Annotated in this window: 20 protein-coding genes, 3 tRNA genes and 1 pseudogene; 12 read left to right on the top strand and 12 right to left on the bottom strand. The window is 72.5% G+C overall.

What is annotated here, in order from left to right; genetic code table 11:
- Nucleotides 1-369 precede the first annotated feature (369 nt).
- Nucleotides 370-1086: a hypothetical protein gene (locus tag O7603_RS15155; protein WP_281576351.1), complete on the top strand. Its 717-nt coding sequence runs from the start codon at nt 370-372 to the stop codon at nt 1084-1086.
- Here O7603_RS15155 and O7603_RS15160 read toward each other — a convergent pair.
- Both O7603_RS15160 and O7603_RS15165 read right to left on the bottom strand, forming a co-directional pair.
- Nucleotides 1076-1372 (bottom strand): DUF4326 domain-containing protein, encoded by a 297-nt coding sequence (locus O7603_RS15160; RefSeq protein WP_348651063.1) that lies wholly within the window; start codon nt 1370-1372, stop codon nt 1076-1078. The two genes, O7603_RS15155 and O7603_RS15160, sit on opposite strands and share 11 nt — an antisense overlap.
- A gap of 275 nt (nt 1373-1647) precedes the next feature.
- Nucleotides 1648-1723: transfer RNA gene (locus tag O7603_RS15165), tRNA-Lys, on the bottom strand.
- A gap of 186 nt (nt 1724-1909) precedes the next feature.
- Here O7603_RS15165 and O7603_RS15170 point away from each other — a divergent pair.
- Nucleotides 1910-3166, top strand: a complete 1257-nt coding sequence (locus tag O7603_RS15170) for an Ig-like domain-containing protein (RefSeq protein WP_281576352.1) — start codon at nt 1910-1912, stop codon at nt 3164-3166.
- Between the two features lie 294 nt (nt 3167-3460).
- Complete coding sequence (locus tag O7603_RS15175) at nt 3461-4765, top strand: Ig-like domain-containing protein (protein ID WP_281576353.1); 1305 nt, start codon at nt 3461-3463, stop codon at nt 4763-4765.
- A 106-nt stretch (nt 4766-4871) separates the two neighbouring features.
- Here O7603_RS15175 and O7603_RS15180 read toward each other — a convergent pair.
- Together O7603_RS15180 and orn are read right to left on the bottom strand one after the other, a co-directional pair.
- Nucleotides 4872-4947 (bottom strand) — tRNA-His (locus O7603_RS15180).
- Between the two features lie 104 nt (nt 4948-5051).
- Nucleotides 5052-5648 carry an oligoribonuclease gene (gene orn, locus O7603_RS15185; RefSeq protein WP_281576354.1) on the bottom strand — a complete coding sequence of 199 codons (597 nt, stop codon included), beginning with the start codon at nt 5646-5648 and terminating at the stop codon, nt 5052-5054.
- Nucleotides 5649-5714: 66 nt separating this feature from the next.
- Between orn and O7603_RS15190 the strand changes: the two genes are divergently transcribed.
- Nucleotides 5715-7019, top strand: a complete 1305-nt coding sequence (locus O7603_RS15190; RefSeq protein ID WP_281576355.1) for a glycosyltransferase 87 family protein — start codon at nt 5715-5717, stop codon at nt 7017-7019.
- Between the two features lie 402 nt (nt 7020-7421).
- Here the strand turns inward: O7603_RS15190 and O7603_RS15195 are convergent.
- The 4 genes and pseudogenes from O7603_RS15195 to O7603_RS15210 all read right to left on the bottom strand — a co-directional run.
- Nucleotides 7422-7697, bottom strand: a pseudogene (locus tag O7603_RS15195) (hypothetical protein); the annotation flags it as partial.
- Nucleotides 7698-8377: 680 nt separating this feature from the next.
- The gene (locus O7603_RS15200; RefSeq protein ID WP_281576356.1) at nt 8378-9109 is read right to left on the bottom strand and encodes a YcnI family protein; all 732 of its coding nucleotides are present in this window, start codon (nt 9107-9109) and stop codon (nt 8378-8380) included.
- A gap of 16 nt (nt 9110-9125) precedes the next feature.
- Nucleotides 9126-10790 (bottom strand): copper resistance protein CopC, encoded by a 1665-nt coding sequence (locus O7603_RS15205; RefSeq protein WP_281576357.1) that lies wholly within the window; start codon nt 10788-10790, stop codon nt 9126-9128.
- Nucleotides 10791-10825: 35 nt separating this feature from the next.
- Nucleotides 10826-11470, bottom strand: coding sequence for a zf-HC2 domain-containing protein (locus O7603_RS15210; RefSeq protein WP_281576358.1), 645 nt, complete (start codon nt 11468-11470; stop codon nt 10826-10828).
- A gap of 107 nt (nt 11471-11577) precedes the next feature.
- Between O7603_RS15210 and O7603_RS15215 the strand changes: the two genes are divergently transcribed.
- The 4 genes from O7603_RS15215 to O7603_RS15230 are packed head-to-tail and all read left to right on the top strand — an operon-like array spanning nt 11578 to nt 14515.
- Nucleotides 11578-12168 carry a sigma-70 family RNA polymerase sigma factor gene (locus tag O7603_RS15215; RefSeq protein WP_281576359.1) on the top strand — a complete coding sequence of 197 codons (591 nt, stop codon included), beginning with the start codon at nt 11578-11580 and terminating at the stop codon, nt 12166-12168.
- Nucleotides 12169-12202: 34 nt separating this feature from the next.
- Nucleotides 12203-12727 carry a MauE/DoxX family redox-associated membrane protein gene (locus O7603_RS15220; protein WP_281576360.1) on the top strand — a complete coding sequence of 175 codons (525 nt, stop codon included), beginning with the start codon at nt 12203-12205 and terminating at the stop codon, nt 12725-12727.
- A complete protein-coding gene (locus tag O7603_RS15225) occupies nt 12720-13436 on the top strand; it encodes a thioredoxin domain-containing protein (RefSeq protein ID WP_281576361.1) in 717 nt (238 codons plus the stop codon). The genes O7603_RS15220 and O7603_RS15225 overlap by 8 nt, the downstream gene beginning before the upstream one ends.
- Nucleotides 13433-14515: a hypothetical protein gene (locus tag O7603_RS15230; RefSeq protein WP_281576362.1), complete on the top strand. Its 1083-nt coding sequence runs from the start codon at nt 13433-13435 to the stop codon at nt 14513-14515. The genes O7603_RS15225 and O7603_RS15230 overlap by 4 nt, the downstream gene beginning before the upstream one ends.
- Nucleotides 14516-14636: 121 nt before the next feature.
- Here O7603_RS15230 and O7603_RS15235 read toward each other — a convergent pair whose 3' ends face one another.
- The 4 genes from O7603_RS15235 to O7603_RS15250 are packed head-to-tail and all read right to left on the bottom strand — an operon-like array spanning nt 14637 to nt 17390.
- The gene (locus O7603_RS15235) at nt 14637-15410 is read right to left on the bottom strand and encodes an ABC transporter ATP-binding protein (protein ID WP_281576363.1); all 774 of its coding nucleotides are present in this window, start codon (nt 15408-15410) and stop codon (nt 14637-14639) included.
- On the bottom strand, nt 15407-16177 hold the full coding sequence (gene cbiQ / locus O7603_RS15240; protein WP_281576364.1) for a cobalt ECF transporter T component CbiQ: 771 nt from the start codon (nt 16175-16177) through the stop codon (nt 15407-15409). Before cbiQ ends, O7603_RS15235 begins: the two co-directional genes overlap by 4 nt.
- Nucleotides 16178-16182: 5 nt before the next feature.
- Nucleotides 16183-16677 (bottom strand): PDGLE domain-containing protein, encoded by a 495-nt coding sequence (locus tag O7603_RS15245; RefSeq protein ID WP_281576365.1) that lies wholly within the window; start codon nt 16675-16677, stop codon nt 16183-16185.
- On the bottom strand, nt 16674-17390 hold the full coding sequence (locus O7603_RS15250; protein ID WP_281576366.1) for an energy-coupling factor ABC transporter permease: 717 nt from the start codon (nt 17388-17390) through the stop codon (nt 16674-16676). The genes O7603_RS15245 and O7603_RS15250 overlap by 4 nt, the downstream gene beginning before the upstream one ends.
- A 162-nt stretch (nt 17391-17552) precedes the next feature.
- On the opposite strand from O7603_RS15250, the gene bcp reads away from it, so the two are divergent.
- The 4 genes from bcp to O7603_RS15270 all read left to right on the top strand — a co-directional run bounded on the left by bcp (nt 17553) and on the right by O7603_RS15270 (nt 19731).
- Entirely contained in the window at nt 17553-18029 is a 477-nt protein-coding gene (gene bcp / locus O7603_RS15255) for a thioredoxin-dependent thiol peroxidase (protein WP_281576367.1), read from the top strand.
- 39 nt (nt 18030-18068) lie between these two features.
- Nucleotides 18069-19013 (top strand): HNH endonuclease signature motif containing protein, encoded by a 945-nt coding sequence (locus tag O7603_RS15260; RefSeq protein ID WP_281576368.1) that lies wholly within the window; start codon nt 18069-18071, stop codon nt 19011-19013.
- Nucleotides 18976-19060 (top strand) — tRNA-Leu (locus O7603_RS15265). The genes O7603_RS15260 and O7603_RS15265 overlap by 38 nt, the downstream gene beginning before the upstream one ends.
- A 125-nt stretch (nt 19061-19185) precedes the next feature.
- Nucleotides 19186-19731: a GNAT family N-acetyltransferase gene (locus O7603_RS15270; protein WP_281576369.1), complete on the top strand. Its 546-nt coding sequence runs from the start codon at nt 19186-19188 to the stop codon at nt 19729-19731.
- The last annotated feature ends 10 nt before the right edge of the window (nt 19732-19741 follow it).

Below are 19741 nucleotides of genomic sequence, written 5' to 3' on the forward strand. Positions count from 1 at the left end.
GACACGCGCCTTCCCGGCTCGGCGATGAAGCGCCACACACTGAGAAAATGGTTACCGAAAGTGACGGATTCAAGCGAGCCTTCCGCGCCAGCGTTCGGCTGAGCAGCCACCCCTCGCCCCGGCCGCCTAGCGCCAGCTCCCCTAGGTGTGAGACTGTCTATGTAACTGAATGTGCCTGTACAGCTGCATTTAGCGATGTAGGTGGTTCCGTTGGAACAGCTTCCATTGTGGGGACCGAGCACCGACGAAGAGCCGAGACCGAAACCAGTCCTGGCACGACCAACGAAACTCCGCCTCCTGATCACAGTGAAAGCGGCACCCAACCCCTCCGCGCAGTACGGGGAGACTGTCTGCGTCGGGGCACTGGGCATGGACCCACCCTGGACGGGCTGGATTCGCCTCTACCCAATCCACTACCGGCACCTCGACGACGACGGCAAGTTCCACAAGTACGACATCATCCACGTCGAGGCACTCCCAGCCAGGCAAGACCAGCGGCGCGAGAGCTGGAAGCCGATCGTGGACACCATCACCGCCGAGCGGCACATCGCCAATCGGCAGTCGCGTCGGAACCTCCTCGATCCACTCGTCGAAGACTCCATGTGCCGGCTCAACAAACAGGCCCGCGACGACCCGAGCGCACGATCGATCGCGCTCATTCGCGCGGCCGACATCTCGGCGCTTCAGGTCAAGCGACACCCCGGCTGGTCGGCGGAGGATCGCAGGAAGATCACTGGCTACCTCAACCAACTCGACCTACTGGAACCGGCCAAGCGCAGCCCGCTTCAAGCACCGCGCTTCACCGGCGCCTACCGCTACCGCTGCGCGGACCGTCATTGCCGCGGTCACCAGCAGACACTCTGGGACTGGGAGTTCGTCGCCCTACAACGCCGCCTGGACGAGCTCACCGACGCGGAGGCCGAGGAGCAACTGAGAGACAAGTTCCTCACCCAGCTCTGCGCCGCCGACCGCGACGTCGCCTTCTACGTAGGCAACCAAGCGGCAAGACCGCAGTCCTTCAGCATCGGCGGCGTCTACGCACCAAGACGGCCCTCCGCGCGATACCGATTGCACCTCAGCCGATGACGTCGGCCAGCACGTCGGCATGGCACGGATCCTCGGCGCGGCACCAGCACGCCAACTGCTTCCCCGTGAGTTCCCGACGCGCCCGGTCAACAAGGGCCGGCTGCCCCACAAGCCACTGCCGATAGAGGCGTAACGCCTCCGCCCGATCATGCTTTCGCAGGCTGAACGGATTGGCCCAAGGAGAACGCCGCAACCCGAACCCCTGTCGCCCCACATACACGGCACCGGGCGGCACCACCGGGTGATAGAGGTCCCCCTGCACACGAACCCGCGGCTGTCCCCCCACGCCGCCAGCGTAATCGCCGGTGATCGGCTCCGCGTGGATGCTCGAAGGAAGCGCGTCGGCGCCCGGCGGGCGGATACGCCAACGACCCCGAGGGCCAGATGCAGGCTGGCCTCAGAGATGACCATGAGCGCAGGCGTCCACGGAACAACCACATGTCCCAGCAACGCCGGCCCGGTCCAACGGCTCCCGAGCACCCATCGAGCGACCGCCCGGCAACCACGTCCACGAAAAAGGCCCCGGCCCAGTGTGAACCACCAGGTCAGGGCCTTGATCTTTGGTGCGCCGCCAGGGACTCGAACCCCGAACCCGCGGATTAAGAGTCCGCTGCTCTGCCAGTTGAGCTAGCGGCGCTCGCTGGCAACGGGGAGAACCTTAGCACGGCCCTCGAGTGGGGTTCCAATCCGATACCCGGCTCCACCCTTCGGGCGAGCTTAACGGGCAAAGAGCCCAAAGTGCACGGCTGCCCGACGAGCGGGGTCTGCCGAAACGCCGGGATGCGGCACCATGTCCGCCAGGTACGCGAGAACAGAGGTGGGGATGGGCAGGTTCACGCGGGCCGGGGCGGTGGTGGGCGTCCTGACCCTGATGGCGTCGCTGGCGCTGACCGGCTGCGGCGACGAGCAGAAGGAGCCGACTTTCGTCGGCGGGACGACGCCGAGCGCGAGCGCCGACGCGGCCACCCCGTCGGATCCGGCCACGCCGGCCGGCCCGACGCTGGCGCTCAATCCGGCAAACGGGGCCAAGAACAGGCCGGTCAGCACGGAGATCAGCGCCAAGTTGCCGGACGGCGGCAAGGTGTCCGAGGTCACCCTGGCCGCCGCCGACGGCAAGAAGGTCGAGGGGAAGCTGCGCACCGACGGCTCGTCCTGGGTGCCGAGCAAACCGTTGGCGTACGGAGCCAGTTACACCGCCACGGTCACCGCGACCGGCGCCGACGGAGTGACGAGCCAGGGCACCAGCACCTTCACCACGATGAAGAAGCCGTCGTCGACCGTCGGCTCCGGCCTCTACCTGTTCGACGACAAGACGTATGGCGTGGCCATGCCGGTGGTCGTCGAGTTCCACCCGGGCATCCCGAAGAAGGACCGGGCGGCGGTGCAGAAGCGGATGTTCGTCCGGACCGACCCGCCGCAGCCGGGAGCCTGGCACTGGGTGAGCAACGGCAGCCAGGCCTACTACCGGGCGCCGGAGTACTGGAAGCCGGGGACCACGCTCGACGTCCGGATCGCGCTGGCTGGCCTTCCGCTCAGCAACGGCCGCTACGGCGACGTCGACCGGAAGGCGACCGGAAAGATCGGCAGCTCCTTCGTGATGAAGGTGGACAACGCCACCAAGCAGATGAGCGTGTACGAGGGCGGCAAACTGATCAAGACCCTCCCGGTGAGCCTCGGCAAGAAGAGCACCCCCTCCTCCAGCGGCACCCTGGTCGTGATGGAGAAGAAGGAGAAGACGGTGTTCGACACCCGGGACGACCCCGACCCGTCCAACCGCTACGTCACGGACATCGAGTTCGCCCAGCGGTTGACCTGGGGCGGCGAGTACATCCACGCGGCGCCGTGGTCGGAGCACGTCCAGGGCCGCCAGAACGTCTCGCACGGCTGCGTCAATGTCTCCCAGGCCAACGCGCGATGGCTGTTCTCGAAGACGAAGATCGGCGACCCGATCACCATCAAGGGCACCGAACGTCGACTGGCCGCCGGCAACGGCTGGACCGCCTGGAGCCTGAGCTGGTCGGAGTTCGTCAAGGGCAGCGCCCTGCCGGTGCCCGCCGGCGGGGCTGGTCCGGCACTCTGACACCACCGGTGGCGCCGGTCCGGGCGGGCCGGCGCCGCCCCGCCCCCGCTGAAGGGCTCCCCGCCGCCCGGCCGACCGAGCCTCCTGGTGGCGCCGCGCCGAGGGCCGGTCGCCGTCGGACACGCTCCGACAACCCCCGGCAAAGCGAGCCAGCTTCGCGAAACGGCGGATCCTAGCAATATTCCGGCATGATGTCTTGACGTGTTTCGTTTCACCCCCGGCAACGGGTACCTGTCTTGGTGCGTCTGTGAGAGAAGATGGGCCGTGCGGGGGGACCAAGACTGTGAGGACACCATGCGAGCTGACCAGGACAAGCTGATCCGGCGAGGCGGCGGCCGTCCCGGTGGGCGACGTCGCCTCTGGGCGGCGGGGGTGCTCGCCGTCGCCCTGACGCTCACGTCCGCCTGCACCGGCGGCGGGAACGACAAGCCGTCGTCGTGGCAGGGCGCCAGCGAGACGCCCGCGCCGAAGGCCGCGGCGACCATCAGCGAGCCGCAGGCCGACGCGAAGGACGTGCCCGCCTCCACCGGCATCGCCTTCACGACGACGGACGCGGTGGAGACCGCCGTCGAGCTGAAGGACTCCGCCGGGAAGGCGGTCGAGGGCACGCTCGCCACCGACGGCAAGAGTTGGCTGCCGGCCGGCGCGCTGGAGTACGGCGCGACGTACACCGCAACCGTCACCGCGACCGGCGACGACGGCCGCCCCGCCACGGCGACCAGCACCTTCACGACCATGGCCAAGCCGGCCAACCAGGTGCGGGTGAGCAGCTTCCTCGGCGACGGCCAGACCGTCGGCGTCGGCATGCCGCTGATCGTCAAGTTCAGCCGGGCCGTTCCGGAGGACTACCGCGACGACGTGCAGCGCCGGATGACGGTCACCTCGACGCCCGCCCAGGAGGGCATCTGGCACTGGGTGAGCCCCACCGAGGTGCGCTACCGGCCCAAGGAGTTCTGGAAGGCCAACAGCAAGGTGTCCTACCGGGTCCAGGCCGGCGGCCTGCCGATGGGCGACGGCTGGTACGGCCGGGCGGACCTCACCGTGGACGTCAACATCGGTCCGTCCCTGATCATGACGGTCGACAACAAGACGAAGCGGATGACGGTCACCCGTAACGGTTCGGTGATCAAGACCATCCCGGTCAGCCTCGGTAAGAAGAGCACCCCGTCGTCGAGCGGCACCATGGTCGTGATCGAGAAGCTGCGCAAGACCGTCTTCGACACCTTCGAGGAGCTCGGCCCCGAGGACGGCTACCGCACGAAGATCGACTACGCCCAGCGGCTCACCTGGGGCGGGGAGTTCATCCACGCCGCCCCCTGGTCCGAGGGGCAGCAGGGCAGCGTCAACGTCTCGCACGGCTGCGTGAACGTCTCGATGGCCAACGGCGCCTGGCTGTTCACCAACACCCGCATCGGTGACCCGATCACGGTCAAGGGCACCGAGCGGAAGCTGCAGAACGGCAACGGCTGGACCGACTGGAACCTGAGCTGGGACGACTACGTCAAGGGCAGCGCCCTCCCGTACGAGCCGCCGGCCGCGCCGGGCACCGACGTCACGCCGGACCCGGACACCACGCCGAGCGCCACCCCGACCGCCTGAGCCGGCCCACCACGACGACGGACGCCCCCGCCACCTGGCGGGGGCTTCCGCGTCTCCGCCGCTCCGAAACGCGTCAGGCCCCCTCGGAGAGGGGGCCTGAGCTGTGTGGGGTGACTGATGGGAATTGAACCCACGACAACCGGGACCACAACCCGGTGCTCTGCCAACTGAGCTACAGCCACCATGCCGCCGCACCCGGTCGAATGCCCCGGGCGGGGTGCGGACCAATAATAGCCCCACGCGGGGCGGCCACGTCCAGCGGGTTGCGCCCCGGCTCAGGTCCGGCTCAGAGTTGGGCGGCGATCGCCTTGGCGCTGTCCACGTCCGGCCCCGGCAGCGGCACGAAGACCGTCCGCCGGTAGTACTCCAGCTCCCGGATGCTCTCCCGGATGTCGGCCAGCGCGCGGTGCGCCAGGCCCTTGGCCGGCTGCCCGAAGTACACCCGGGGGTACCAGCGACGGCAGAGTTCCTTGATCGACGACACGTCGATCATGCGGTAGTGCAGGTGGTTGTCGAGGCGCGGCATGTCCCGGGCGATGAAGCCCCGGTCGGTGGCGATCGAGTTGCCGCACAGCGGCGCGGTGCGCGGGTCCTTCACGAAGGTGCTCACGTAGTCGAGCACCAGGTCCTCCGCCTCGGCCAGGGTGACCGTGGAGCGGCGGACCTCCTCGGTCAGCCCGGACTTGGCGTGCATCGTCTGGACGATCTCCGGCATCGCGTCCAGCGCCGCCTCGTCCGCGTGGATCACCACGTCCACGCCGTCACCGAGCACGTTGAGATCCGGATCGGTGACCAGTGCGGCGACCTCGATCAGCTTGTCCCTGCCGAGGTCCAGCCCGGTCATCTCACAGTCGATCCAGACGAGAAGATCAGCCACCGGCACAGACTACGCGCAGCCCACGGGCCACGGCTGCGCGCTCCAGGCGGACCAGCCCGCTAGGGTTCTCCCGTGGCAGCAGAACCGGTCGCACCGCCCGCCGTCACCGACGACGACCCGGGTGGACGTACGGTCCGTCGCCTCGTCACGGTGGTGGCGTTGGCCGCGGTGCTGCCGGCGCTCTACGTGCCCGGCCTGGTGCACGACTTCTTCGACCTGAAGATCTACATGCGGGCGATGCGGTGGTGGGCGGACGGCAACCCGCTCTACGACTACGTCCAGCCGGACCGGGTCCAGGGGGAGCTCTACTTCACGTATCCGCCGTTCAGCGCCCTGTGGCTGCGACCGTTCGCCCTGCTGCCGCTCGGCGGCACCGTGGCGATCTTCACGATCCTCACCGGCCTGGGGGTGGTGCTGACCACCTACTGGCTGGTCAGTCCAGTGATCGCCCGGCACGGGCTGCCCCGCGTGTTCACCGTCACCGTGGCGGCGTTGCTGGTGCTGGCGGTGGAGAGCACCCGGGAGACGATCACCTTCGGCCAGATCAACATGCTGCTGGTCGTGCTGATCCTGGCCGACCTGCTCTTCGCCGTACCGCAGGGGCGGCGCTGGGCCGGCGTCGGCGTGGGCCTGGCCACGGCGCTCAAGCTCTTCCCGGGCATCTTCATCGTCTACCTGCTCGCCTGCCGTCGCTGGTGGGCGGCGGCGGTGGCCAGCACGACCGCCGCCGCCGCGACCCTGCTGGCCGCGGCTTTCGCACCCGGCGACTCGTGGCGGTACTGGACGCACGAGCTGTGGGCCACCGACCGGGTCGGGCGCACCGACTACACCGGGAACCAGTCGCTGTTCGGCCTGCTCAGCCGGTTCACCGTCCCCGACAAGCCGGATCGGCTGCCGTGGCTGCTGCTGGTCGCCGTGGTGGCCGCGTACGGGCTGTGGCGGGCGGCCCGCGCCGCGCGGGCCGACGACCACGTCGCCGGACTGACCCTGACCGGGCTGGTCGGTGGGCTGGTCAGTCCGATCACCTGGACGCACCACCTCTACTGGTTCATCCCGGCGGTGGTGGTGCTGGCGGACGCGGCGTTGCGCGCCGACCGGTCCACCGCCGCGGGTGCCCGGCGCCGGCGGTGGCTGGGCGCCCTCGCGATCGGCACCGCCGCCGTGATCATCTACGGCGTCGTCACCTTTCAGGACTGGGGGGTGGCGGCGGTCCGTACGGACAGTCCCGACCAGTTCCTGGTCCGCAACGCGTACGTGCTGCTCAGCCTGCTGTTGCTGGTGGTGCTGCCGGCGCGTCGGGACAGCGGGCCGCGGCCGGGTGAGCGCGCGACCGTCGGGCCCGAGAAGTTGCACCAAATGGACAGACGTCCCGACTAGCGACGATCGGCGCTAATCTGGACTCAACTACCTCAAGCGCATCTCGGGTAGCAGCACCGATCCCCCGGTGAGGGTGGCCCTCCGCGTCGGCAGCGCGGAGGGCCACTCGTCGTTCCGGCAGGCTCAGCCGGGTTGCCCGGGCTCCGCCGTCCCCTCGTCACCGCCGGGAGCCGGCGTCGCGGGCCGGAGGCGGTCGGCCGGCACCGGTCGCGGTGTGCCCTCGGCGGCGACCGGTGGCCAGGCCAGGGTGAGGGCCAGCGCCGGCGGTCGCCCGGGCTCGGCGGCCGGCCCCGTGTCCGCGCCGCCGGTCCCGGTCAGCTCGGGCGCGACGAGGTCCGCCAGGCTGGCCGGTCGGCGTGCGGGCACCGCGCCGATCGCGGCGGGGGACCGCTCGGCCGAGACCGACCCGACCGCGGCGAGCTGTCGGGGGGCCACCACCCGTTCGTCGGCGTCGGGCGGCGGGGCGCCCAGCCCGCTGAGCGAGCTGACCCCGAGCCTGCCGGCGAGCACCGGCACCTGGTCCGGCTCGACCACGAAGACCACCTCCCGGGGGCGGACCGGGCGGAACAGGAGCAGGACGGCGAACATCACCAGCAGCACGCCGGCGGCGAGCAGCCCCCACGTGGCCGGCGTGACCCACCCGGCACGCAGCTCGGCGCGCAGGTCCAGGGCGAGGTCCGGGTGGCCGTCCGGGCGCATCACCACGAGGCTCAGCGAACGGCCGGCCAGGTCGTCCGGGGTCCATTCCAGGGTGCCGATCCCCTCCCGTACCCAGAAGGGGCGGCCCATCGGCGTCGGCCCGGCGGCCGGTGTGCCGGTGGTGGGCGAGGTCGCGCCCTCGTCCAGCCGGACCGGGAGCGGGCCGCGGGACAGCGCCACCCGGCGCACCGTGGCGTGCGGCACGGACTCCAGCCAGCGCTGGACGTCGTCGGTCGGGGCGAGGCCGACGAACGCGGGGCCGTCCGCGGTACGGGCCTCCAGCCGGAGCTCGACCTGCCCGGCCCGGACGAACGGGGCTTCCCGCCGCAGCAGCTCGCCGAGGTCGGTGACGACCACCGCGTGCCCGGGCGTCTGCACGGTCTCGAACCGGGCGGCGAAGGCGCCGCTCGGGTCGGCGTGCCGGGTGACCGTCCAGAGCGCACCGCCGGCGATCAGCGCCGGAAGACCGATGATCAGCAGCAGCAATCCGCCGAGCGCCCGCACGAACCGCATTCGTTCCGTCCCCCTCCGTGGCCAGGTACCCGGCCGACCTTACCGACGTCGGCCCGCCGATCAGGGGATATCCACGGCACGCGATCGGAGGAATACGCGTGGGCCCGCCGGACGGTGTCCGGCGGGCCCACGGGTTGAGCTGCGGGTCAGGCCTTCGCGGCCGGTTCCCGGCGGGTACGGGCGAACGCGAGGCCGCCGAGCGCCAGGCCGGCGACCCCGGCGACCAGGCCGGCGATCCCGAGCCCGGTGGCGAGACCGTTCCCCTCGGCCTCGTCGTCGTCATCGTCGGCGGCCGGCGCGGTCGCCGCGACCGGAGCCGCCGACGGAGAGGCCGCGGTCAGGGCGAGCACCGGCGCCGGGTGCTCCGGCTCCTCCCCGCCCGTGGTCGGCTCGTCGATCCAGCGCACGATGTTGCCGTCGGAGTAGGTCTGCAGCGACTTGAACACCATCTTGTCGACCTGCGGCAGCGGCCCGAGGGAGACGGGGAACTCCTGGAACTGGCCCGGCTTGATCGCGGCGTCGCCGGTCGCCGTCCAGGTCAGCTTCGACACCGCCTCGGTGATCTGGCTGCCGTGCACCTCGATCGGCGGGTCAACCTTCCGCTTCTCCATCGCGACGGTCCAGCCCGGCACCGGCATCGTGGAGACCGAGCCCACCGGCGCGTTCTCCGGCAGCACCACCTCGACCTTGGTGGTCGACGCGGTGTCGCTCTCGTTCGGGACCCGGAAAGCCACCCGGGCGTAGCCGCCCTGGGTCGCCTCCTTCGGGTTCACGGTGACGTGGGCCGAGGCGGGTGCGGCGAAGCCGAGCACCGCGGTGGCGACGACACCGAGCGCCAGGGCGGCGGCGGCCGTCGCGGTACGCCGGGTACGGATCATGGGAACGGAACCTCTCTTAACGGATCGGCACGGTGGCGGTCACCGTGGCCTGGTCGATGTCGGACGTCCGGCCGGTGACGCGCAGCTGCCACTCCCCGGACGCGGGCAGGTTGATCTCGCCGGTCGCGTGGTTGTCGGTGAGCGGCAGCAGCGGGATCTCGATCGGTTCGATCCCGGCCGACGGCAGCGCGGCGGTGGCCCGCCACTCCACCACCGGCTGGGGGCGGTTGTCCTTCGTGTACGCGTACAGGTGGATCGAGTTGTTGCCCCGCTCGGCGGGATCGATCTCGATCTGGACGTTGAACAGTGAGCTGCTGACCGTGGTGGTGAAGTAGCCGGTCTCCGCGCCCGCCACGTCCGAGGCGGCGGTGCGGGCCGGGGGCGTCTGCACCAGGGTGGCGGAGAGGCCGAGCACCACCGCGGTGACCGCCAGCTCCACCCAGACCGCCCGGCGCACCGGCGCCGGTCGCTGCTCGGCGACGCGCCGGCGCACCAGCTGCCGGGAGTACGCGGCCACCGCCATCACCACCAGGAACAGCCCGATCTTGGCCAGCAGCAACCGGCCATAGGTGGTGTTGAACAGGGCGCTCGGGGTGGCCACCTCGATCAGCGCCTGGACGGTGCCGGCGAGCAGCAGCGCGGAGACGGCCACGGCGGCCCAGCGGGACCAGATCGGCAGGATCGCCCCGAGCTCCCGCTCGTCGGCCCGGCGCAGCAGGAAGCCGCCGAGCATCAGCAGGCCGCCGAGCCAGACCGCCATGCTGCCCAGGTGCACCGCGTCGACGATCACGGAGACCGCGGGCGCGGGCGACGCCGCCGGGTGGCCGGCCAGTGGCCAGGTCAGCAGCGCGGCCACGCCGAGGACGGTGAGGATGATCGCGTCGGTGCGGCCTACCGGCCCGGCCAGCACCGGCCGGATCAGGAAGGCGGCCGCGGCCAGCAGGCCGAGCCGGACCAGGTGCGCCGCGCCGAAGGTGCTGCCCAGCACGCTGCTCAGGCCCTCGCCGGTGACGTCGAAGAGCCCGCCGCCGGCGGTGTAGGGCACCTGCAACCACAGGTCGGCGAGGGTGGAGAGGGCGACCAGCCCGAGGCCGGCCCAGGCCAGCCGGGACGGGCCGCGCCGGCTGAGCCGCCGCGGCCAGAGCGCGCCGAGCACCAGCACCGGCCCGACCAGCAGGACGAGACCGCCATAGCCGAGGCCCTTGGCGACCTTCACCGCCGTGCCGACGACCGGGTCGGCGCGATCGTCGCCGCCGGTGTCCACCGGCGGCGGCGAGGGCGCCCCGACCGAGTAGGTGAAAGCGCCGGAGACCGGGTGGCTGTCGGCCGAGATGACCCGGTAGGTGACCAGGTAGGTGCCGCGCTCGCCGGCCGGGTCGACGGGAATGGTCACCACGCTGCCGCCGAAGGACGGCTCGCCGCGGTCGGCGCGGGAGCCGTCCGGCGCGATGACCCGGATCTTGTCGGGCACCTTGCGGACGGACTCGCTGAAGGTGAGCACCACCTCCGACGGGCCGCTCGGCACCACGGCCGACGCGGCCGGGCTGCTGCTGACCAGGACCGCGTGCGCGCTCGCGGGGCCGGCGGGGGCGATCAGAAGGGCTACGACGGTGACCAGCAGACCGGCGGCGACGCAGAACCGCGCGAGCCAGCGACGAGGGGCGGCAGTCATGCCGATCATGCTCGCCGACCGGAGCCGCCCGCGGCCACCCCTACTCATCCGCGCCCCGTTGCCAGCGCCGGGCTGACCGGTCGGTTGGCGTCGCCGCTGACCCGGCCGAGCGCCCAGAGCAGCCCGGCCTGGACGACCGCGGCCAGGTGGCCGACCTCGTGCACCAGGGCGGTGGTCGAGTTGGCGATGTCCACCGCGCTGGTGCCGGCCAGGCAGATCGCCAGCACCAGCGCCACCGGCACGAACGCGCGGGCCCGTTCCGGCCGCCAGGCGGCCAGCGCGAAGCCCACCGCCAGCGCCACGTCGAACGACGCCATCTCCCGGCTGGTGTGCGGGTCCACGGACACGCCGAGGCCGGCGAGCAGGATGGGCAGGGCGATGGCGAGTTGGGCGACGGCGGCCACCGCCACCGCCACCCGGAGCACCTGACGCCGGGCGCGCAGCGCCGCCGCCGGCGCGCGGCCGGGGGCCAGCGGGTCGGCGGCCACCGCCGCCAGCACCGACGCGGTGAGGTCGGGCACCTGCACCGGCTGCACCCGGACCAGCCGGGTCACCCGCTCGGCGCGGGACAGCCAGGCCCGGCACCCGGGGCACTCCCGCAGGTGCCCGTCCAGCACCGCCGACGCCGCCCGCGGGTCCTCGCCGTCCAGCCGTGCCGACAGCGCCGCCCGTACGTGGTCGCATGTCACGAGTGGGTAGTCGGCCTGGGTGCGGGAAAAGTTCCCGGCGTGGCGCAGACCATGGAAGGGACCAAGGACCCTCCCGGGCCGTTCCGCGCCGCGTAACCTGGTCTGTCGTGATCCCCGCCCCGCGCGACAGCGCCGCCGCCGGCCCGGCCGAGGCGACGAGCGGTGCTGCCCGGGACGCGGCCACCGAGTGGGCGTTGACCGCCCGCGACGGCGACCCGACCGCCCAGGCCGCGTTCGTCCGGCTCACCCAGGTGGAGGTCTGGCGGTTCACCGCGGCGCTGGTGGACCCGGACACCGCGGACGACCTGACCCAGGAGACCTACCTGCGGGCGTTCCGGGCGCTGCCGTCCTTCGAGGGCCGGTCCAGCGCCCGCACCTGGCTGCTCGGCATCGCCCGCCGGGCCTGCGCCGACCACCTGCGCACCGTTGTCCGGCGCCGCCGCCTCGACGCCCGGCTCGCCGCGGACGCCCACACCGACCGGCCGTACCCGGACCCGGCCGGACAGCTCGGCGCCGCCGACCTGGTCCGCCGGCTCCCCGCCGAGCGGCGCGGCGCGTTCGTGCTGACCCAGGTGCTCGGCCTCTCCTACGCGGAGGCCGCCGCGGTGGAGGGCGTACCCGTGGGGACCATCCGGTCCCGGGTCGCGCGGGCCCGCGACGACCTGGTGGCGGCGGTCGGCGACGCGCTCGCCGGGTGACCGGGTGGAACTTCCGGTGGAGACGGGACGACCAATGACCGTGACAGCACCCCGCGCCCGGGCCGCCGGCTGGCCCGCCGTCCGGCCCTGGCTCGGCATCGCCGCCCGGCTCGGCCTGGCCGCCGTGTGGTTGCTCGCCGGCGCGTCCAAGGTCGACGACCTGGCCGCCTCCGGCCGCGCGGTGAACGCCTACCAGCTCCTGCCGTACGACGTGTCGACGGTGGTCGGCGCGGCGCTGCCCTTCGTCGAGCTGGCCCTGGGGGTGCTCCTGCTGCTCGGGCTGGCCACCAGGCTGGTCGCGGGCGTGTCCGCGGCGCTGCTGGTGGTCTTCATCGTCGGGATCGCCTCGGCCTGGGCGCGCGGCCTCTCCATCGACTGCGGCTGCTTCGGCAGCGGCGGGCAGCTCGCCGAGGGGCAGGCGCCGAGCTACCTCCCGGAGATCCTCCGGGACCTGGGATTCCTGGTGTTGGCGGGATTCCTGCTGATCTGGCCCCGCACGCCCGTCTCGGTGGACGGGTGGCTGACGGGTGACCCCGTCGTGGAGGACGAGGATGAGTAGTCGTAAGGGGCAGAAGGGCGCCTCCAAGGTCGTCCGGCAGCAGATCGCCCGGGAACGGCGACGCCGGCGGACGCTGTGGGTGTCGGTCGCCGCGGTGGTCGTCCTGGTGATCGCCGGCCTGATCGGCTGGAGCGTCTGGTCGAGCCAGCGGTCGGGCGACTTCACACCCCCCACCGGGTCCGTCGAGGGCGGCACGGGGGTGGTGGCCGGCTCCGGGCCGGTGACCGTCGACATCTACGAGGACTTCCTCTGCCCGGTCTGCAAGCAGTTCGAGCAGGCCAGCGGCGCCACCATCGACCAGCTGATCAGCGAGGGGAAGATCCGGGCCGTCTACCACCCGGTGGCGTACCTCAACCGCTTCTCCACCACCGAGTACTCGACCCGCTCGTCCGCCGCCGCCGGCTGCGCCGCCAACGCGGGCAAGTACAAGGAGTACGCCAAGGCGCTCTTCGAGCAGCAGCCGCCGGAGGGCAGCGCCGGGCTCACCGACGACCAGCTGATCGACATCGGCGCCGGCGTCGGGCTCGACCGCGACTCCTTCGGCTCCTGCGTACGCGACGGCTCGTTCAAGCCGTGGACCGAGCACGTCACCGAGCAGGCGAGCAGGAACAACATCACCGGCACCCCGACGGTGGTCATCGACGGCGAGCAGCTCGGCGACCGCTCGCCGGAGGGGATCCGGGCGGCCGTGGAGGCGGCCGGCAAGTGATCCGCACCCTGCTGCGCGCCGCCCTGGTGGCCGCCGGCGCGCTCACCGCGACGCTCGCGACCGCCGCCCCGGCCGCCGCGCACGGCGCGGACGCCCCGGACGGCACCGACTACCGCACCGTCGTGACCGGAGTCGCCCCCGCCCGGGACGGGCTGCGCGTCCGGGTGGTCGAGGCGGGCGCCCGGCTGGAGCTGACCAACCGGACCGGGCGGCCGGTCGAGGTGATCGGCTACTCCGGTGAGCCGTACCTGCGGGTCGGCCCGGACGGCGTCTTCGAGAACACCCGCTCCCCCGCCACGTACCTCAACCGCACCATCGCCGGGGACACCACGCTCCCGGCGGAAGCCGACCCGGCCGCGCCGCCGTCCTGGCGGCGGGTGGCCGACGGGCCGAGCGTGCGCTGGCACGACCAGCGCGCGCTGTACCGGGAGTCGGCGCCGCCGGCCGCGGTCCGGGCCGCCCCGGAGCGGGAACACCGGGTCCGGGACTGGGCGGTGCCGCTGCGCGACGGCACCGACCGGATGGAGATCCGCGGCACGCTGGACTGGGTCCCGCCGCCGGACGCGTACACCTGGTGGGTGGTCGCCACGGTCGGCCTCCTCGCGGTCGGCGCCCTCGGGCTGCTGCCGGCCGGATCGCTGCCCGGCGCCCGGGCGTTCGCCGGGCTCGGCGGGCTGCTGATCGCCGGCGGCGTGGCCGCCATGGTCTACACCGTCGGCCGGGAGCTGGACGCCGGCGCCCAGGGGGTGGGCGGGGTGCTCCTCGGGCTGCTCGGCGGGCAGATCTGGGCGCTGCTCACCGGTCTCGGCGCGATCGCCGCGGGCGGTTACGCGCTGGCCTGCCGGCCCGCCGCCGACTTCGCCGTGGCGCTGGCCGGCGCCTGCCTCGCGCTCTTCGCCGGGGTGGCGAACGTCGCCGTCTTCGCCCGCGGGGTCGCGCCGGTGCCGTGGCCCGCGACGTCGGCCCGGGTGCTGGTCGCGATCGTCCTCGTCGCCGGCGCCGGCGCCACCGCCGCCGGCGCCCTCCGCCTGCACGCCGCCCGCACCCCCACCCAGGCCCGCACCCACACCCACGCCTGACCGCGCCCCCCAGGCCGACGGCCCCGCGATCTTGCAGTTAGAGCCCCTGATCTGCGGCATTCACGGCCTTTGCCGCGGCAGAAACTGCAAGATCGCCGAGGGCTGAGGGCTCGGGGCGGGGTTAGCGGGGGGTGGCGGTGCGGGGGTTGAAGCCGTACGGGAGTTCCAGGCGGTGTCGGGCCAGCAGGTCGTCGTCGGCCAGCAGGTCGGCGGTGGGCGCGTCGGCGGCGATCCGCCCGCCGTCCAGGATCACCGAGCGGTCGCACAGCTCCGCCGCGTACGGCAGGTCGTGGGTCACCATCAGCAGGGTCACCGGCAGGCCGCGCAGGATCTCGGCCAGCTCTCGCCGGGCGGCCGGGTCGAGGTTCGACGACGGCTCGTCGAGGACCAGGATCTCCGGATGCATGGCGAGCACGGTCGCGACCGCCACCCGACGGCGCTGGCCGAACGAGAGATGGTGCGGCGCCCGGTGCCGGTGCGCGCTCATCCCGACCGCCGCCAGCGCCTCGTCGACCCGAGCGTCCAGCTCGGCGCCGCGCAGCCCGAGGTTGGCCGGGCCGAACGCCACGTCCTCCGCCACCGTGGGCAGGAAGAGCTGGTCGTCCGGGTCCTGGAAGACGATGCCCACCCGGCGCCGCACCTCGGCCAGGGTCGCCCGGTCGGGCGTGACGGTCAGCCCGCCGACGCTCACGCTGCCCTCGGTCGGCGTGAGGATGCCGTTGAGGTGCAGCACCAGCGTGGTCTTGCCGGCGCCGTTCGGGCCGAGCAGCGCCAGCCGCTCGCCGCGCGGCACGGTGAGGTCCACCCCGTGCAGGGCCTGGTGCCCGTCCGGGTACGCGTACCGGACGCCACGGACGTCCAGGCTGGGCGCTGTCTGTTCCACGGCGTGGATCATCCCAGCACCAGGGCGGTCGCCGCGATCGAGGCCGCCAGCACCGGCACGGTGGCTGCGACGAGCCACTGCCCGGCCGTGGCCGCGCCCGCGCCCTGCCAGACCGCCGGCATCCGGCCGGAGTAGCCGCGGGACAGCATCGCCAGGTAGACCCGCTCGCCCCGCTCGAACGCGCGCAGGAAGAGCGCGCCGACACCGGCCGCGAACCCGCGGAGTTGCCAGAGGAAGCGGGGGTCGTCGCCCCGCGAGATCCGGGCCACCCGCATCCGCCGGGCCTCACCCACCAGCACGTCGAGGTAGCGGAGCATGAAGGTGGCGATCTGGGTGAGCACCTGCGGGCAGCGCAGCCGGTCCAGGCCGAGGATCAGGTCCCGGGTCGTCGTGGTAGCGGCGAGCAGCAGCGAGGCGAGGACGCCGAGCGTGCCCTTCGCCAGGATGTTCCAGCTGCCGTACAGACCGTCCACGGAGAGGTGCAGCCCGGCGACCGTGATCCGCTCGCCCGCGCCGAGGAACGGCAGCGCGACCGCGAAAAGCACGAACGGCAGCTCGATCAGGGCCCGGCTGAGCAGCCAGCGCGGGCCGACCCGGGCCAGCGCGGCGACCGCCGCCACCAGCAGGGCGTACCCGCCGAAGGCCCAGAACGCCTCGCGCGGGGTGGCCACCACCGCCACGGTGAAGACCACCATCGCCACGATCTTGACCTCGGGGGGCAGCCGGTGCACCGGCGAGGAGCTCTCGCGGTAGAGCACGTGCCCGTGCCCGGCGCCCACCGTGGTCAGGCCCGGCCGCCGGCCGGCTCGCTGCCGGCCGCCACGCCGGCGTCGCCGGACGTTCCGGTGCCGTCGGACTCCCCGCTGCCGGCGGCCGCTCCGGTGCCCTCGGGCTCCCCGGTGCCAGCGGACGGCCCGGTGCCGGCGGCAGATCCCGCGGTGGCGACCGAGCGGCGGCGCAGCAGCCAGAAGACGCCGCCGCCGATCGCGAAGGTCAGCAGCACGCCGAGCACCCCGGAGAGACCGGTGGAGAGGAAGGCGTTGTCGATGCCGCGTACGCCGTAGTCGGCCAGCGGGCTGTCGGCCAGCTCGTGGTCCTTGGCCTGCTGGGCCGGGCAACTTCCGCCGGTGATGTTGTCGTCGGCGTCCACGGTGCAGCCCTTGAGCAGAGACGAGTCCAGCCCGTCGGGGTGCGACGAGGCGTAGTTGCTCACCACGCCGGCGAGCAGCAGGGCGACCAGCAGGCCGCCGACGACGAACGCCCAGGGACGCTTGCTCACCGGACACCTCCAGCAACCGGAACGGTGGTCGCGGCGACGGGCCGGAGCCCGCGCAGCGCGTAGACGAGATCGGGTCGGACCTTGGCGACGGTGACCACCGTGGTCGCGGTGATGAGGCCCTCGCCGATGCCGATCAGCAGGTGGGCGCCGGCCATCGTGCCGGCCAGGCCGGCCAGATTGCTGCCGAGATCCGTGGTGCCGCCCAGCCAGTACTCGAGAACGAAGCCCTGGGACGCGACGACCACGCTGAGCACGGCGGACACGAAGGCGGTCACCGCGAGACCGGCGGGCGTCCGCGGCAGCACCCGGAGCAGGAGCGCGATCAGCAGGTACGCCGCGGCGGTGCCGATCAGCGCCATGTTGGTGATGTTCAGGCCGAGCATCGCCACGCCGCCGTCGCCGAAGACCAGCGCCTGCACGACCAGCACCACCGCCACGCAGAGCGCGCCGACCCAGGGACCGACCAGCATCGCGGCGAGCGCGCCGCCGAGCAGGTGGCCACTCACCCCGGCGGTGAAGATCGGGAAGTTGAGCATCTGCACGGCGAAGATGAACGCCGCGACCAGGCCGGCCATCGGGGCCAACCGGTCGTCCAGGTCCCGCCGGCCACGCAGGACGCAGATGGTGAGAGCAGCCAGTGCCAGTGCCGCGAACACCGCGGCGACGGGACCGTCGATGATCCCGTTCGAGATGTGCATCGCCAGGGTTTCCACGCGACCTCCCACGCGTCGGCGGGTCCGTCCACGCCGGCGAGGTCAGACTATTTCCCGAACCTTTCTCTTGCAAAGATCTGGCATTAAGCGAAGATGTTGATCACCAGGCCACGGCGCGCCGGGGTCGGCCCGGCGTCCGACACCAGCGGTAGGGTCAAGGCCATGACCGCTCCCGCCCGCCTCTCCCCCGGTGACCCGGCCCCCGACTTCACCCTCCCGACCGACACCGGCACCACGCTCTCCCTGGCCGGCCTGCGCGGCCGCACGGTCATCCTCTACGCCTACCCGGCGGCGATGACCCCCGGCTGCACCAAGCAGGCGTGCGACTTCCGGGACTCGCTCGACTCGCTGCGGGCGGCCGGCTACGAGGTCATCGGCATCTCGCCGGACAAGCCGGAGAAGCTGGCGAAGTTCCGCGAGCGCGACATGATCACCTTCCCGCTGGTGTCGGACGCCGACAAGTCGGTGCTGACCGCCTACGGCGCGTTCGGCGAGAAGCAGCTCTACGGCAAGACGGTGACCGGCGTGATCCGCTCGACCTTCGTCATCGACCCGGACGGGAAGATCGAACGGGCGCTCTACAACGTCAAGGCCACCGGGCACGTCGCCAAGCTCCGCCGCGACCTCGGCCTCGACTGACTGTGAGCACCTGCCGCACCGGGCGCTTACGGTGCGTGGGTGATCCGATACAACTACACCCCGGCCACGCTCGCCGAGGCGGCGGCCGCCGCGCGCAGCATCGCCGAGGTGATGCGGCTGCTCGGAGTACGGGTCAGCGGGGGCTCACACGCCCACATCAGCCGCCAACTCAAGCGCTTCGGGATCGACACGTCCCACTTCGACTCGTCGCACGCCACCGGGCGTCGTCGAGGCCCACGTCGCACGACGCCATCTCAGCTCCTGGTGAGGTCGCCGGACGGCGCCCGACGGACGCCCGGTGTCCGCCTGAAGTGGGCTCTCGGCACGCTGGGGGTCCCGGAGGAGTGCGAGGAGTGCGGGGCCGGGCCGATCTGGCGGGGCTCGCCCCTGGTCCTGCACGTTGATCACATCAACGGCGATTCTCTCGACAACCGACCACCCAACCTGCGTCTCCTGTGCCCGAACTGCCACAGCCAGACGCCGACCTACGCCGGCCGTGCCCGGTCGACACGGGGGGACCCGACTCCCGTGGCCTCTCCGGGTAAGCGCCGTCCGACGGACGCCGCCGCAGGGGACGAGTCCCTCGCCCGACACCACGACCTGGTGGGCCTCTTTCAGAAGATCGATGCCCAGGAGTTGACGGCGAAGGAGGCCGCACGACGGATCGGCTGCCACCCCGCCCGCCTGCATCGACTCCGGTCCCGGCCTGAGCAGAGCGGGGTGCTGGCGCCGCGACCCGGCCGACGCTGGCGGGCCGCCGCCCGCCGGGACGTGGTGATCGCACAGGCTTTGGCGAACCCGGAATTCGGGCCGAATCGCTTGGCCGGGTTGCTCCGTGCGCTGCCGGGCGGCGGGCACCGTGTCAGTCACGGCACCATCTCGGCGATCCTGCGCGAGGCCGGGCTCAACATCGTCGCGGCCCGACGCTCTAGACTCTCTACCGCAAGCGGGAGTGGCGAAATTCGGCAGACGCGCAGGATTTAGGTTCCTGTGTCCGAGAGGACGTGGGGGTTCAAGTCCCCTCTCCCGCACGATCAGCACCAGTTCACCCGACAACCGGCCCGGCGGTGCTGGCCGAGCGGCGGCCCGTCCAAGGTGCTGTCGTCCGCGTCACGATCGTGGGCCAGCACCGCGCCGCGCGGGCGAGGATGGCGGCGTGAGCCTGCGTTTCGTCCTCGAACCCGGCCTGACCCCCGACCTGCGCGAGCAGATCGTCGCGCTCTGGACGGACGTCTCCAACGCCGGTGGGGCCGTCGGCTTCGTGCCACCGGTGACCGCCGCCGACGTCCGTACGCTGGCCGACCCGACGTTCGCCGGGATCGTCGACGGGCCGGACCGGCTGCTGCTCGGCTACGCGGATGACCGGCTCGTCGCGGCCCTGATCTTCAGTGACAACCGGTTCAACCTCAAGGCGCACTGGTGCGTGCTGAAGCGGGTGATGGTCCACCCCGACACGCAGGGCAAGGGGTACGGGCTCGCGCTCATGCGCGAGGCCGAGCGCCTCGGCCGCGAGCTGGGCCTGAGCGCGCTGCACGTCACGGTGCGGGACGGGCTGGGCCTGGACGCCTTCTACCGGCGGCTCGGGTACCGGGAGATCGGCCGGCTGCCCGGCGCGTTGCGGGTCGCCCCCGGTGACGACCGGGACGAGGTGCTCATGTGGCTGGACCTCAGGCCGGCCGGCGCGGCGGCCGTCTCGGCGTAGACCCGCAGGC

This window comes from Micromonospora sp. WMMD812 (genome assembly GCF_027497215.1).
Taxonomy (GTDB): Bacteria; Actinomycetota; Actinomycetes; order Mycobacteriales; family Micromonosporaceae; genus Micromonospora.